13 protein-coding genes are annotated in these 15,842 nt (G+C 40.9%); 5 read left to right on the top strand and 8 right to left on the bottom strand.

The features are described 5' to 3' along the window. The first annotated feature begins 29 nt into the window (after window positions 1-29). A complete protein-coding gene (gene greA, locus D0907_RS09880; protein ID WP_036967677.1) occupies window positions 30-506 on the top strand; it encodes a transcription elongation factor GreA in 477 nt (158 codons plus the stop codon). Between the two features lie 118 nt (window positions 507-624). Further along, window positions 625-1,668 (top strand): S66 family peptidase, encoded by a 1,044-nt coding sequence (locus tag D0907_RS09875; RefSeq protein ID WP_065978695.1) that lies wholly within the window; start codon window positions 625-627, stop codon window positions 1,666-1,668. 44 nt (window positions 1,669-1,712) lie between these two features. Here the strand turns inward: D0907_RS09875 and D0907_RS09870 are convergent, their stop codons facing one another. Further along, window positions 1,713-2,369: a nitroreductase family protein gene (locus D0907_RS09870; RefSeq protein WP_074989299.1), complete on the bottom strand. Its 657-nt coding sequence runs from the start codon at window positions 2,367-2,369 to the stop codon at window positions 1,713-1,715. A 103-nt stretch (window positions 2,370-2,472) separates the two neighbouring features. Between D0907_RS09870 and D0907_RS09865 the strand changes: the two genes are divergently transcribed. Next, a complete protein-coding gene (locus D0907_RS09865; protein ID WP_118844405.1) occupies window positions 2,473-3,411 on the top strand; it encodes a LysR family transcriptional regulator in 939 nt (312 codons plus the stop codon). 166 nt (window positions 3,412-3,577) lie between these two features. Here the strand turns inward: D0907_RS09865 and D0907_RS09860 are convergent, their stop codons facing one another. The 5 genes from D0907_RS09860 to D0907_RS09840 all read right to left on the bottom strand — a co-directional run bounded on the left by D0907_RS09860 (window position 3,578) and on the right by D0907_RS09840 (window position 12,350). After that, window positions 3,578-5,020 carry a serine hydrolase domain-containing protein gene (locus D0907_RS09860; protein WP_118844404.1) on the bottom strand — a complete coding sequence of 481 codons (1,443 nt, stop codon included), beginning with the start codon at window positions 5,018-5,020 and terminating at the stop codon, window positions 3,578-3,580. 189 nt (window positions 5,021-5,209) lie between these two features. Next, a complete protein-coding gene (locus tag D0907_RS09855; protein WP_065978691.1) occupies window positions 5,210-6,073 on the bottom strand; it encodes a D-Ala-D-Ala carboxypeptidase family metallohydrolase in 864 nt (287 codons plus the stop codon). A gap of 8 nt (window positions 6,074-6,081) precedes the next feature. Further along, window positions 6,082-7,701: a L,D-transpeptidase family protein gene (locus tag D0907_RS09850; protein ID WP_118844403.1), complete on the bottom strand. Its 1,620-nt coding sequence runs from the start codon at window positions 7,699-7,701 to the stop codon at window positions 6,082-6,084. Between the two features lie 320 nt (window positions 7,702-8,021). Next, window positions 8,022-11,174, bottom strand: a complete 3,153-nt coding sequence (locus D0907_RS09845; RefSeq protein WP_036967697.1) for an efflux RND transporter permease subunit — start codon at window positions 11,172-11,174, stop codon at window positions 8,022-8,024. 3 nt (window positions 11,175-11,177) lie between these two features. Continuing rightward, the gene (locus D0907_RS09840; RefSeq protein WP_036967700.1) at window positions 11,178-12,350 is read right to left on the bottom strand and encodes an efflux RND transporter periplasmic adaptor subunit; all 1,173 of its coding nucleotides are present in this window, start codon (window positions 12,348-12,350) and stop codon (window positions 11,178-11,180) included. A 162-nt stretch (window positions 12,351-12,512) separates the two neighbouring features. Here D0907_RS09840 and D0907_RS09835 point away from each other — a divergent pair, with 162 nt between their 5' ends. Both D0907_RS09835 and D0907_RS09830 read left to right on the top strand, forming a co-directional pair. Then, the gene (locus D0907_RS09835) at window positions 12,513-12,761 is read left to right on the top strand and encodes a YkgJ family cysteine cluster protein (RefSeq protein ID WP_174403858.1); all 249 of its coding nucleotides are present in this window, start codon (window positions 12,513-12,515) and stop codon (window positions 12,759-12,761) included. Window positions 12,762-12,868: 107 nt separating this feature from the next. Continuing rightward, window positions 12,869-13,120: a hypothetical protein gene (locus D0907_RS09830; protein ID WP_065978689.1), complete on the top strand. Its 252-nt coding sequence runs from the start codon at window positions 12,869-12,871 to the stop codon at window positions 13,118-13,120. 51 nt (window positions 13,121-13,171) lie between these two features. Here the strand turns inward: D0907_RS09830 and D0907_RS09825 are convergent, their stop codons facing one another. Then, a complete protein-coding gene (locus D0907_RS09825; protein ID WP_118844402.1) occupies window positions 13,172-15,010 on the bottom strand; it encodes a TonB-dependent receptor plug domain-containing protein in 1,839 nt (612 codons plus the stop codon). 181 nt (window positions 15,011-15,191) lie between these two features. After that, the gene (locus D0907_RS09820; protein WP_036967710.1) at window positions 15,192-15,743 is read right to left on the bottom strand and encodes a DUF4136 domain-containing protein; all 552 of its coding nucleotides are present in this window, start codon (window positions 15,741-15,743) and stop codon (window positions 15,192-15,194) included. Between the last annotated feature and the right edge of the window lie 99 nt (window positions 15,744-15,842).

Raw genomic sequence — 15,842 nt, 5'->3', positions numbered from 1 at the left:
ATTCGCCCTTGGGATTAAGTGAGAATAATATGCAATCAATTCCGATGACGGTTCGTGGTGCAGCATTACTGCGCGAAGAACTTAACGAATTAAAAACAGTTACCCGTCCAAAAATCATTGCTGATATTGCTGACGCACGTGAGCATGGTGATTTGAAAGAAAACGCGGAATATCATGCTGCTCGTGAGCAACAAGGTTTTTGTGAAGGTCGTATTCAAGAAATTGAAGCGAAGCTTTCAAATGTACAAATCATCGATATAACTAAGATGCCTAAGACAGGTAAAGTTATTTTTGGTACAACGGTTACTATCGTTAATGTTGAAACCGACGCTGAGGTTAAATACCAAATCGTGGGTGATGATGAAGCAGATATCAAAAATAACCTGATCTCTGTAAACTCGCCAATCGCGCGTGGTTTAATTGGTAAAGAGGTTGATGACGCCGTTACCATTAAAACACCTAATGGTGAAGTTGAATACGAAATCATTGAAGTTGAGTATATTTAATAGCTTAACCAAGCATTGATGAAGCCGCGGTTTTATACCGCGGTTTTTTTATGCCTGTTTACAGCCACCCAATTATTCGTTACGTTGGCGTTCTATTAACGATTATATAGAGGTGACAATGGCAAAAATTCACTACCCTAAAGCGCTTTCAAAAGGCGATAAAATAGCCATTTGCGCTTTTTCATCAGGGGTTGATCAAGCATATCACGCACGTTTAGATCTTGTGTTGGCGGGCTTAAAAGCAAAAGGCTTTCAAGTTATAGAAGGGGCATGCTTACGCGAAGCCCATAGTCCTGCAAAACAGCGTGCAGATGAATTAATGCAGTTTTTAACAGATGACTCAATTGCCGCTATCATGCCGCCATGGGGCGGCGATCTCACCATGGAAATTTTATCTTTACTTGATTTTAATGCGATAAGCCAAGCACAACCGAAGTGGTTAGTGGGATTTTCAGATATCAGTACATTTGCATGTGCTTTAACGACACGATGTGGTTGGGCAACACTGCACGCAGCAAATTTAATGCAAATTCACCCAGACGATCCTGATGAATACTTAGCAAACATTTTCAAAGCACTACAATTAGGTGAAAAAGGTCAATTAAATCAAGTGGCCTCACCTTATTACCAGCAGTCTGTTATAGATTATTCGCACCAGCCGCAGGCACAGTTTGATTTAACTGCACCGAGCCAATGGCGTTGTATAAACTACAAAGACACACGTAAAATTGAAGTGTCAGGGCGCTTGATAGGCGGCTGTTTGGATACGTTAGGTTTACTATTACCTTCTAATTACTACGCATTACATGAATTTAAAAAACAGTATGCACCTGAAGGACTTATTTTATATTTAGAAAATGCAGAGCTCAGCCCGATGGCACTTGCACGCTGTTTGTTATCGTTAAAATTGAATGATGTTTTTACCGATGTAAATGCCGTTGTGTTTGGTCGCAGCCCTGCAATAAATAACGACTGCTACTTTGATGAATACCAAGCAATTGAGCTCGCATTTAAAGGCAACTTATTTCCGGTTATTGTCGATGCAGACATTGGACATGTTGCGCCAAATTTAGCGCTTATTAATGGTGGTTTTGCAACGATTACTGCTGACTTAAGTGAAGGTATGGCGCGTAATGTGAAGGTCAATACAACGTTAAATTAAATATTACGCCTACGAGAGTAGGCGTAATACACGGCATGTAGCGCTTAAATCACTGAAATAATAGTATCTTTATCTAAACGCGATTTTGGTAATGCAGCATTATAATCTTGCTCAGGTTCGTGATAGCCAATTGCCAAAGCAACTTCACAGACATACCCATCTAGCTCATCAGCGAAAAGCTCACCGAGTAAATCTTTATCAACCCCTTCCATCGGAGTAGAGTCAATGCCTAAACGAGCCACGGCATGCATGGTATTGCCTAACGCAATATACGTTTGTGACTTAGTCCACTGTGCATTATTACCTTGTTCATCGGTATTTAAATCAACAAAAGCAAAGGCACCAAAAGCGCTTTCTTTGTTTTCTGCTTTTGTACGTCCATTAGCAATGTCTGCCTCTATGACTTTTTCATAATCTTCACGTTTGTAGCGAGGATTATAAGCAAATAATATAGTGTGTGAGGCGGCCTTCGCATGTAATTGATTAAACTGAAACTTGTTTGCAAAGCTGTCGTGTAAACGCTGTTTTGCTTGGTCTGATTCAATTACTACGAATTTCCATGGTTGCGAGTTAATCGATGAAGGAGTTAAGCGCAGTGCTTCTAAAATAACGGCCAAATCATCTTGGCTAATGCGTTTAGTTGCATCGTAGCGCTTGCTTGTATAACGGCGTTGTAAGTCTGAAATAATAGGGTGTGTCATGTAATTGCTCCCGCATGTATAACAATATGACCGAGTGTACGCCTTGCATACTTAGTGATAAAGCGCATAATTCAATAAACATTATCAAAAAATTTTAGTTAATATGTTGGTTGAAGATCTGAAATTAATCCTCAAGGTCGCTGAATTCCGCAGCATTACTACCGCTGCTGCAAAACTAGATATGCGCTCAGCAACAGCGAGTGCAGCAATAAAGCGTGTTGAAGCAGCACTCGGTACTGAGTTATTTGTGCGAACAACGCGTCACTTGCGTTTATCAGCAGCTGGTGAGCGCTTTTTGCCTCAATGTCAGCAGGCAATTGCCATGCTTGAGCAAGCAACTCTTGCATTAAAAGGCGAGCATGATGAAATTGAAGGGGAGCTTAGAGTGGCGTTATCATCTGATCTGGGCCGTAATATGATTATTCCTTGGCTTGATGAATTATTAGATGAGTACCCCAAACTCAGCTTGAGACCGCATATCAGTGATAGTAATGTTGACTTTTACCGTGATTCAGTCGATTTTGCACTGCGCTATGGCTCGCCATCAGATTCCAATCTTTATGGTTTCAAAATTTGTAATGTGCCACGTATATTATGTGCAACCCCAGACTATTTAGCCAAGCATGGTATGCCTAAGCACCCACATGATTTGAAACAACATCAGGGGCTTTTTTATCAACTGCAAGATATCATTAATAATGTCTGGGATTTTACTGACGGCACAGAACGTTTTAAGGTAAAAATGCAAGGTCGCCGTGCCTCTAATGATGGTGATTTAGTCAGACGATGGTGTGTTGCAGGTAAAGGCCTTGCAGTTAAATCATGCATTGATATCAGTGATGATTTGCTTAATGAACGTGTAATACCTGTTATGCAAGATTATCCGCATTTGTGTGCAGAGCTGTGGCTTATCTGTCCAAGTCGGCAATCAATTACACCTGCGGTTCGTTTAGTTCGGGATATATGCCGCGAAAAAACCAAAGCTATACTCAATCAACTGATTAAAAAGGGTATTTTAGATAAGCGGGTACTCGATAACTAATTATTTTAAGTATAGAATAACGAGGCTTTTTCATCTTTATGGCTAAGCAACATTCTCAGAGCAGGGTGAAATTCCCCTCAGGCTTTATACTTTTAATTAAAGTGAGCCCGCGAGCGCTTTAGTCATGCTAAAAGTAAAAAGAGGCCACGTGGCGTGGCTTCTTTTGTTATTGCAGTTTTTCAATCGCGTCGTGTGCGCTGTTACTTTCTGGGTCTAGCTTGAGCGCTTTTTTGTAACTTGCTAATGCTTTTTGTTTATCACCGGCTGCTAAATATGCTTCACCTAAACTATCAAACGTATTTGCGGAATCTGGATAAGATTGATTGTTGAGTTCAAACACCGTGATTGCGGCGTCTAGCTCACCCATCTGCATTAATTCATAGCCAAAGTAGTTTAGCGACCTTTCTCTTGGCGTATTACCATCACTCACCATTTGCTGATAGGTTTTCTTTAGCCCTTCAATACCTTCACGTTTAAATACGTTATAAAGTTTGCTATCTACATGCTCTGTCGCTTTTTCGTAGGGTTTGTCATAGTAGATTGCAAGTAAGCCATTAGTCATGGGGGTGAGTGGCGCACCACCGGTATTATTTAAAATGATAACCAGTAATTTGTCTTCGATGATCCTACTTATAAATGCATTAAAACCATTGATGCCACCGCCATGTTGAATACGTGTCAGGGGTTTTCCATAGGTGCTTTTATCAAGGTTAGTTACTTCCCAACCAAGCGCATAATTTCTTTGCTCAGACACGTGATACATCTGCTTTTTATATTCTTTGTTCAATAACTTATCTGAGTAAAGGGCTTGATCCCATTTTAGTAAATCTCGTGCTGTTGAATACATAGACCCAGCAGCATACGGGATAGACATATCTAAGTAGTCTGTGTTGCTGTAGCCAGTTAGGCCATTGTCGTAACCCGATACGCGAAATTTAATTATTTTATTGTGAGAATCATAGCCAGTGTCGCTCATTCCGAGTGGATCTAAAATATTCTTCTGTAATACGTCTTTGTATTTTTGACCCGTTACCTTTTCAATTACCGCACCTAAAATAAAGTAGCCTGAGTTGCTATAACGAAATTCAGTGCCAGGTTCGAACAATAGATCATCACTGCACAATAAGCGAATAAATTCATCAACGCTGTAGTTGTTTTTACTATATTCGTCGCGAAATGTTTTTAATTGAGTGTAATTACTAAGCCCAGAAGTATGGTTGAGTATTTGTCGAAGAGTAATTTTTGCTGCGATATCTTGCCTGTAATCAGGAAGGTGCGTTGCCAGAGGTTCATCAAGTTTGAGCTTACCTTGTTGCGCAAGTTGTAAAATGAGCATGGCAGTAAATTGTTTTGTAATCGAACCTATTCTAAATTTACTTTTCTCGCTGTGCTTAATATCCCATTCAAAGTTTGCGTAGCCATAACTTTTTTCAAACAGTACTTTTCCATCTTTAGCGACTAGTACATTGCCATTGAACTGCTTGTAGTCATGAAAACCTTGAATAAAGTGAGCCATCTCAGTTTGCATATCTTGGCTGCGGGCAAGGCTTGTAAAAATAATTATTGAAATGATAAAGAGCAGTTTTATGTAATTTATAAATGTTTTCATTGCTGTCCTTATGATGAATCTAATCCATTCTAATTCCAAAAGAGGCAGTCTCGTTTTAGCCGTGACACTATGTGAGCGATGGATTTTCTATTTAGTGTGATTTTTGTACTAATTCACAATAGCTTAATCATTATCTCATTGGAATATAAAAGAAACATTCTATTACAATTCATTTATTAATAGAGTGTCTTACCACCTTGCGGTAAAGCCACGGTTGTCTATGTGTACAAAACCACCATGATGAGACGCAGGTTTATAGCGGCCAATACCGCCAGTGTAGCGGCTTTGCTTTTGAAATTTTTCGAACAGTTTATAAAGTACATCGACATCGGCAATGGTGAGCTTGCCATCACCGTTTAAATCGTCCATGCGGCCATCGCCGTTTTCATCGATGTATAAATCAAATGCATCACCATATTGATGACGACTGTGTCGTCCATTACCAATAGAGCGGTTGTAATGAGGCGTACGGTAGCCACTGATAAAGGCAAATTTAGTTACTTTAATTCCTTCACGTTGCACAAATTTAAGTAAATCTTCGAGCATCATTAACCCGTCGTTATTAACATAAAGGTATTTTGGAAAACCGCTTACTTGTTTACAAATCACATTTCTAACTTGCACATGAGGTGTTAATTGGCGTGTTAAATCCTGCTCTGTTATTTCAATAAGCCCTGATGGGGCACTGTACTGTGGGTTGTTTTTGTATGGAGCAGGGTACGTGCCAATTTGGTAATTATTCAGTACTTTGTTTTTGGCGTTAAACGGCTTTTTTACAATAACCATTAAGGTGCGTTCAGCGTGTGAATTTGCCAGTACTAAAGAATAAAACCCTGCTTTTTCAGGAGCATAAACGGCGAGGCTTGCTGGGCCTAACCGTTCTGTTTTTACATCTGACACATCGGTAGCAGAAAAGTCAGCCGTGTTATCAAGGGTGAGCACTTCATTCGCATCCATTACAATACTGTGCAGCGAGTTGTTGAGCTCAAGTGCACTGATAGGCAGTGTTATGCATGCAAACAACGTACTGATAACCACTAGGCTAAATTTCATAGATACCTCTAGATTGAATCATTTGAAAGTGGCTTAGTGAGTTTTTTTAGTAACACAGGATCGCGATTATACACATCAGAGTAAAAATGCAGTCCATCATCTGTATTTGCAGCCACGGTCCAATACATTAAAAAGACATCAAGCGGGTTTGACAGGGTTACTTTTTGTGTCTCTTGAGCAGAGATAGCGTCATCAATTTTACTGCGAGACCAACCATCCGAGGTTCCTAATATTTTTTCAGCGAGTGTGAGTGGCTCATCAACCCGCACACAACCATGACTGAATGCACGTTGGTCTTGCTGGAATAAACTTTTTGCAGGAGTGTCGTGCAAATAAATTGAGTATTTATTTGGGAACATGAATTTGATTTGTCCCAGTGAATTATTTTCTGAAGGTTGCTGTACAAACCAATACGGGAAGTTTTTGCGGTTCGCATTAGCCCAGTCAATGCTCTTGCTATCTACGGGGTTACGGCGGCTATCTACTACCACAAAGTCCTTTTCATTCAGATAGTTGGGGTTATCTTTCATTTTTTTAATAATCCCTCCAGAAATACTCCGTGGTACTGTCCAAGTCGGGTTCATTACTATGTAACTCATTTGCCCTTTGAATATGGGGGTTTTTGTGTAGTTTTGGCCTACAACTACATTGGTTTTCCATTGAAGTTTGTTATCTTCGAACAGATAAAGCATATACCCCGCAATATTAACGATTAAAAAACGCTCGGTAATGGTGTTGTCTACCCAGCGAATGCGCTCTAAATTAACTAAGATATCATTAACATATTCACTGTAATCTCTATTGAGCAGCTTTATGGTTTCATTTCCTATTACACCATCGTCAGCAACTTGATGTAAATATTGGAATTTTTTAACAGCCTCAACAAGTTCATTGTCGTAACTGGTTTCATCTGAAATACCAGAAGAGTAGTAGTTTAAGCGTTGTAGTTTTTGTTTTAATAGTGGCACAGCGGGGTCTGATTGACCGGGTTTTAATACCTTATTTTGTAATGTGATATTTGCAAGCTCACCTTTGGTGTCAAGTTCGCGATAAAAAACCAATGCATCTTTCAAGGTTTTATAGTGGGGCAGAGTGGATTTTAAATCATTAAGGCCTTTTTCGAGGCTTTTTGATTTTACATGTTTAAGCAGCGCTTTTGCAGCGGCATCTGGGGTGACATCAGACTGCTCGTAATTCCATGTGTCGGATAGTAGTTTAGGGTTCACTTTACCGCGAATCAGGTGTTTTGCGTAAGTCATGATGGCATCGGTCATCAGCACATCGAATTGTGCTTCGACGGCTTGCGTGCCGCGCTTGTCAATTTCTTTTGCCAATGCCATCAGCGTGTCAAAGTGGTAATCGTTAGGGAAAAGTCCTTCAAGCTCAGCTTGTGCAATTAAATTAAGAGCTTGTTTTGTGTACGCAAAATCAGACCAAACACGTTCAAAGTTATTTGCTTTGTAGGTGGCAACAGTCATTTCAGGGGAGTGGATTAGTTCGCTTTCTACAGAATGAGATTCGCCAATTAAAATAGGTTCAAGCTGTTGTTGTAAATATGGGTTTTCAGCCAGCGCAGGAATACAAAAAGATAAACAACTAACCAAGGCAGTGTAGCGAATAAATTTCATAGCTATGTCCTTATAACGTGTTTGTAAGAGTGACACTAATTAGCATTAATACTTAATTATTCAGAGGGGTAAAACCTGATGCTGACAGCGTTAAAAATTTCTGATTTTGAACAACGAAATTTTGCAGTGCTCGCGACGAGGGTTTTCGCCTAAAAATAACTCTTAGAATATGCAAATTAGTATTCTTTGAATTTGTTTCTTTTTTACACACTTAAGCTTAGCAAAGTTATGAAAATTTTAGGAACATATTTGTTTATTTTTTAACAAAAAACGCTTGGTAAGAAAGCTTACCAAGCGCTTGGTTGGGATAATGAGAGGGCTTAGTTACTCGATGTCTGTAGTGGGGCATCAGGCGTTGTTTTTTTGCCTCTTAGTTTAGCAATTAAACGCTTGAAGTCTTCTAATGCCACGTACTGACATGGAATTAAAATTAATGTAATCACGGTCGCAAATAACACACCAAACGCCAGCGATACAGCCATTGGGATAACTATTTTGGCTTGTAAACTGGTTTCCATAATTATTGGCAACACACCTATAAATGTAGTGATTGACGTTAATAAAATGGCTCTAAAGCGGCGTGCCCCTGCTTGCATTACTGCCTCTTTAATTGCGACTCCTTCTGCTCGGGCTTTATTAACAAAATCGACCATTACGAGTGAATCATTCACAACTACACCTGCAACCGCAATAATGCCGAATACCGACAAGCTGCTCATGGTCATCCCTAAAATCATGTGACCAAACATGGCACCAATCACACCAAATGGAATAACCGACATGATAATAAATGGCTGAGAATATGAGCGAAGTGGAATCGCTAATAATGCAAAAATAATCATCATCGACAGAGCAAAATCACGTACTTGCTCAGCCACACTGTCCATTTCTTCTTGAATACGTCCTGCTACATTACTTTCTACACCTGGGTAGTTTTTAAGTAGGCTGGGTAAATACTCATCACGAATTTCTTTTGCGATTGCAAATGGTTCTGCTTGCTCGGTATTAACCGCAGCCCACACATTAACAGTACGCTTTGCATTTTCTCGGCGAATACGGTTAACCCCATCTACGATATTTACTTTAGCAACTTCTGCCAGCGGCACTTCAACACCCGTTGGCGTAATGATACGTGCATCGGTAATGTCGCTCACAGCATTGCGTGATTCTCGTGGATAGCGAATCATGACTTTGATCTCTTCACCTTCGCGAAGAATACGTTGTGCCTCTAATCCGTAGTAACTAAAACTCACTTGTGAAGCAACATCAGACAGTGTAAGACCTAAGCTATACGCAAGAGGTTTAAGCTCTAGCTGTACTTCATCGGTCGCCGATTGTAGTGAGTCATTAACGTCACCAACACCTTCCATGCTGTTAAGTTTCTCTTTAAGTTTTGCTGCGACTTCTTTTAGTTTGTTAATGTCTTTGCCTTCTAAGCGAAAACTTACATCGCCATCATCACGGCCGCCATTCATTATGCTGTCTTGAATGTTAAGTGTTTTTACACCAGGCAGTGGCGGCATTTGTTCACGCCATAACGCACTTAACTGAAATGTATCGATAGGGCGTAAGTCAGGCTCAACTAAAATAGCCATAATATTGGCATTGGTGCGACCTCGTAAGCTGACTGATAAGTCACGGATCATCGATTGACCATACTGCTCTTGCAGTTGCTTATCGACATTTAATATGACGTTTTCAATTGTTTTTGCTGTCTCAAGCGTTGCTTGCTCAGATGACGATAAGTTCATTTCGACTGAGATGCGCGGGAAGTCATGCGGAATTTTAGGGTTCGCAACAAACTTCACTAAACCACCTGCAAACATACCACCGCTCACAATAAGGACACAAATAAAGCCAACAATAACGGTATATCGATAGTGAATACAGTGACCAATAAATGGCGTGTAATAATTATCGACAAAGTTTTTCAAACCGTTATCCATACCTAAACGCAAACGATGTAAAGGGTTTTTAGGGTTGGCAGGTTTATTTTTCATTGCCGCTAGGTGAGCTGGTAAAATAAGTTTCGATTCAATCAAAGAGAAAATTAAACATAAAATAATAACCCCACCAATGGCTTTAGAGAACGCAGAACCAGGCCCCGACGCCAGTGTTTGCGGTAAGAATGCAGCAATGGTTGTTAGTACACCAAATGTAGCAGGAATGGCAACGCGTTTTACACCACGCACAACGTTATCAAGGCTATGGCCGTGTTTTTCAATTTCAGCACTGGCTGACTCACCGACCACAATGGCATCATCAACGACGATCCCCAGAACTAATATGAAGGCAAATAAGGATGCAAGGTTAACGGTGATATCTAAAAAGCCCATTGGCATCATTAAAAAAGCACCTAGGAAAGACACAGGCAACCCCATCATGACCCAAAATGCTAATCGCAATGGCAAGAATAGGGCGAGTACCACCATCACCAAAATACCCCCCCAAATCATATTATCGATCATCATATTTAGACGACCTTCAAGGTAGTAAGTTAAATCGACAATAGGTGATAATTTTACACCCTCTGGTAAGAGTGGGGCTTTATCAGCAAGGTACTGTTTAAGAACCGCTGCAACTTTGGTGATATCTTGATCTTTAGAGGCATTAACTTCAAACGTTAATGAGTTTTTGCCATTGTATTTTGAGTATTGCAGACCCTCTTCAAAGCCATCGTTCACGGTGGCTACATCGCCAAGTAGCACTTGTGCGCCATCGGGTAGGTGCAATAACGGGAGGTTCTCAAACTCTTTACCACGGTAAGCTTGGTTTTCAACACGCATTGAAATATAACCATTTTCAGAGCGAATTTGACCCGCCGACATATTTGCCGAAAAGCTACGCACGGCAGTCGCAATATCCCGGAAGGTTAAACCATACTCGCGCAGTTTATCAGGGCTTATTTCAATACCAATTTCATAATTTAGGCCACTGTGAAATTCAACTAAGTTGATTTGTGGTAACGCTTGAAGTTCATCTTTTATGTCGTTACCCAGCTCTTTTAATTGGTAATTGCTCATATCGCCATAAAGCGCCAAGATCATGACTTCTTGCTCGTACTTATCACGGCGAACAATAGGCCGTTCCATCTCTGCAGGAAAGGTATTAATTGAGTCAACTTGCATCTTGATTTCGTCAAGCACTTCTTGCGGATCGTATTGTTCTTCAATTTCGATCCAGGCTTGTGAAAACCCGCGGTTCGAATAGGTAATTAAGCGTTTAATACCTTCGAGTCCTTCAAGTGACTCTTCGACTTTTATTGTGATGCCTTCTTCGACTTCTTGTGGAGCAGCACCCGGATAAACAGCTTGAATGCTGATCCAGTTACTTTCAAACTGTGGGAACATCTGTTTACGAACAGACATAGCTGTTAGTAAACCGCCCACTAAAATAAAGATCATGAGGAGATTTGCTGCAACAGGGTTGCGAGCAAACCACGCGATTAAACCTTTTTCTCTTTGCGTGGTCATGGCTTAGTCCTCTTTTAACGCGAGTTGCGTGGTTGGCGCGCTTAACTCAGCGTTATCTAACTTTACTGCCATCCCCTCAGTGGGGTACTCAAGGGCTGAGGTAATGAGTTTTTCGCCATTCGCAAGGCCGTTATCCGCGATCACCATACCATTTTGTTCACGCACGATATGAAGGGTTTTAAATGTCAGTGTTTCGCCTTCTTGTAAAACGGCAATTTTGTTGTCTTTTACTAAGTGGTGTGGCACAACAATGGCATTATCTAAAGCGCGACCTTGAATAGTCGCGTTGATGTATGAGCCAAAACGTAATGGATTTTTTTGCTGGTAGGGCGTAGCAACTTGGGCAACTAAATAATTCATTCGACTGCGTTGGTCTACCACACCTTCAGTGCGAACAATGGTAGCTTGCCACGTGGTTTGTTTACCAGCAAACTCAGCGCTAATAGAAACGTTTGCACCAATACCTTGATTATCCAGATACTGTAAGTCTTTATCGGCAACGGGTAAGCGGATTTCAGCAAGTGAGGTAGAACTTAAACTGCCAAAGCTGTTACCCGGGTTAACAACACTGCCTAAACTAATTAAGCGTTCTTCGATAATGGCATCGTAAGGGGCTTTAATATAAGTACGTTCTAAGTTGCGTTTAGCACGCTTAACGCTTGCTTGCGCTGCACGGTAATTAGCAAGTTTTTCAGCGAGTTGTGGTTTACGTAGGTAAAGTTCAGAGGGAATAACTTGATGAGAGTCGCCTTTGATACGATCCCACTCAGCTTGCGCAACAGAAACTTGTGCACGTTCAATCTCCAGAGCAGAACTTGCTTGTGCAAGCCCAGCTTCGGCTTCGATAAGTGCTGCTTCGTAATCATTTGGGTCAATTCGTGCTAGAATATCGCCTTGCTTAACAAAACCGCCTTGTACAAACTGATCAGAAAGCGATACAACTTGGCCGCTAACTTGCGCTACAAGCTCGGTGTGATTCTTTGGCTTAACAATGCCGTACGATTTTACATCGAGAGTAATCGTATCGAAGCTCAATGGTTTAATCGATACAAGCGGACGCGTATCTTGTTCTGGTTTTTCGACAGGGGCTTGCTTCATTGAGGCAAACGCAAAAGCCATTCCTAAGCCGCCGACTAAAACGGCAATAGGGAGAATGATTTGTTTTTTACTAGCCACGGGATATTCCCTCACGGTTGACGGTAATGATTAAATTTAAAATTTGTTAGGCTAAGCATACGCAATAAAGTGTTTACAAGGCGTTTGAAGATGTAACAAACCATTACACATATTACAAAGACGCGATAAAGGTTCTTAAAGAGGTACGTGATGACAGATAAAATGGCATGTAGATTAGGCTGTGGCGCCTGTTGTATTGCACCTAGTATTAGCTCACCCATTCCAGGGATGCCAAACGGCAAAGCGGCCGGAGAGCGCTGTATTCAGCTTGATGAGAATAATTTGTGTAAATTATTTGGTGACGAATCAAGACCCAAAGTATGCAGTGATTTTTCTGCCACGATAGATGTGTGTGGCACGACTAACGAACAAGCATTGTATTTAATTACCGAACTTGAACAGATGACATAAATTTGGCTGTTGTTGCTGAAAAGCTTTAAACAATATTTATCATAAAACATTTAGCAAGCTGGTTCTATTTTAGTTACGATACACTGATTTTGTAATTAAGGAAGAATATGAGACACACATCCAATGAAGCGTGGTTATTTTTGTTGTTAGTTGTATTAGCTATCGTCATGCCATTCATTATCGGTTTAGTGGTGGTAAAAACTTACCGAAGATTTAAACCCATAGAACAGGCTGATACGGATTCTGTATCGATTATGAGTTCTATTGAAAGCAAAGATAGTTTTTTTAAAATATTATTTGTGGGTTTTTTAGTTAGCTCTCCGATATTTTATGGCTTATATCATTCATTTTTAGCCTAAGAATATAACCAAAAATGCCAGTCTTATTGACTGGCATTTTTGGTTTGTGAACTACCAGCTATACGTAGCGCTTAGTGTATATTGCTCGCCACGTCCTGGAGTGCCGGGGACTTCTTCGAATGATTCATCCCATATGTTGTCTGCTGCTAAAGTAATAAACACATTTTCAAGCTGAGCCGGAGTGAATTTTAGCGTCAGTTGCGTAAAGAAGGCTTCATCGCTTGAGCGTCTCAGGCGATTGCTGTGCTGTTTACGCCATTCATTATCAATACGCAGTTCAAGTACGTCCATTGGTTGCCAAACTGCACCGAGTGTTACACGGTGATCTGGATAGTTTAGGGCGTAAAAACTCGCATCAATATCCGCTGCGCCATAATCTTCGGACTTTTCTAAATAGGTGTAGCTGGCAATAAGCTCGGTGGTGTCAAACGACTTATTAGCTAGGAACTCAACCCCTAAAGTATCAATATCAACAGGGTTGGCAAAACGCGCTGAGGTTGCATCAAAGCGGTAGGTCCAGTCAGTGAGGTTTTTATCTTTACGATAAAATATCGCTGAATCTAAGCGCCATGTTTGCTCTTCAATTAGTAAGCCTAACTCGAGGTTGTCGGTCGTTTCGCGCTCAAGGTTGTAGTTACTTCTGAATAAACCACCTGTTTCGCTGCCACCAATCGCTGTATAACCTGGTACTTGAGTTGCCTCTGCGTATGACGCATACCACGTGTGTTCACTGCCATTTTGATTGACAACTTTAAGGCTCGCATCAGCAATGAAGGAGGTATCTGAACTATCACGATTTGTGTTATCAAATGCTACACCCGCACGCACGGTAAGCTGTTTGTCAGTAGCAAGTGCTGTTGTGTATTCTGGCAATACGCTTAACTTTGTGTAATTGCGTGAAGTAAAGTTGTTTTCAAGAGAAGTAGACTCAATTGAATCTGCAATAAATTGCCCTGAGTAGTTAATTGCATATGCCGTGTTGAGTGCGTGGCGGCCCGATAAGCCCAGTGATTTTACCGTTGTTTCGTGAAATGCTTCAAAAATAGCGGGGTTTTCACGTGATAATACATAGTGATCGTTATGTTTACGATAATAACCGGTCACTTCAAATGTATTGCTCGCACCGTACAAGTGTTTGTGATTTAACATTACCAAAGTGGTTTCAAGATCTTCGGTTTCATTAAAATTAAACGGCGTGTATAAGTTGGGCCAACCAAAAAACTTTGCTTGTTTACCGAACATTAAATCAGTTTGTGAAGTGTCACTTGCCAGTTGAATGCGTGCCGATGCGCGTTCAAAATCATGGTCACCATTCTTAATAGAACCATCACTTTTTGAATGCGAATACTCACCTTCAAAGCCTAAGCGCCAATCAGGCATGCTCTCAAGCTTTTGGCTGTGCGCTGCATGAATACTCTGTAAGTTAAAGCCATTGCTACCAACCCCTAACGAAGCACTCCCCGTGCTTGTAATAGGTCGCCAGCCAAATGAAACGGTCCCTACAGAGCTATTCATGCCATATAGAGCGTTATCAGCACCGGTTAGAACAGCTGGGCCTGCTAGCATCTGCGGTGCAATAGGAATTTCTGCAAAGTAATGCCCTGACTGTGGATCGAATAAGGTGCTGCTGCCAACACGAAAGCCGGTATTTTCAAAAATACCCCCCCGTATCGTCACATCGGCTTGTGCCTCAGCCATATTACGTGATTGTAAGTCGACACGTGGGTCGTATTCTAAATTTGAAACGGGCGCATCAAAGGTGCCAACAGGTTCTTTATTGGCTGTTGCTGATACTTCAACGGTGATTTGTTCAATGTTGTTTGCTTCTTCTGCAAACAGTGAGCAAGTGACGAATAATGCAGGAAGTGTGAAGTGTACCGCTCGTACCATCTAAAACTCTCTTATGATTACTGTGTTGAGAGCAGTGGGGTTAATTACCGTATAAACATGGCAAACCACTGCAAAATTGCGGCTATTGTATCTGAATCACTGAGTTATACCACTCCAACCAGCATTGATTTAGGCATAAAAAAACCGCGAATTAATCGCGGTCTTTTATCGAAACATGTAATTATTGTTTCACTGACTGTGGCGGAAAGTTACTTAAAATATTCGCGACAGTTTCTTTGATCACTTCAGTACGTTTTTCTGGTGACTGGTTCTTTTGTAAACGACCTTCTTTAGCTCCACGCCAAACAAGTTGGTTAGAAGCGCGGTCGACAACATCTAAAATTAATGTGCCTACTTCGTACTCACGCGTTGTCGTTTGCGTGTTGTAGCCCATGCCCCAATAATTCCAGCGTGCGCCATAACCAACATTAAACGTATCTACATCGATTTTAGTATCAACAGATGCATGGTAGTTAATAAGTACATCAGCTTGTGCAACGTCAACCAGTTGCATACCACTTTTTTCAAGTTCAGCATTTACCGCTTCGCGGACACGCTTTTCCATTAATGGACTGATTTGGTAGTTTGCAACATTCTTTGTTAGGCTCGCGTTAGGAACCCACGAGAAAGTTTTATAGTTGCTAAAGTCAGCTGATTTATCGTAATCCCAATCAGGGGTTTTAGCACAAGCCGCTAAAAATAAAACAGCCGTTGCGATTAATAAGTTCTTCATACTGTTTGCTCCTTGGCAAAAATTTCCACTACTTGATTGATAACATAACACAAAAATAATTCAACTGAATGATTATTTAGTTACTATGGCACATTTCAA

Source organism: Pseudoalteromonas lipolytica, from assembly GCF_003515105.1.
GTDB lineage: Bacteria > Pseudomonadota > Gammaproteobacteria > Enterobacterales > Alteromonadaceae > Pseudoalteromonas > Pseudoalteromonas lipolytica.
Note: the sequence above shows the minus strand (reverse complement) of the source record. Positions and strands in the feature narration are given on the sequence as shown.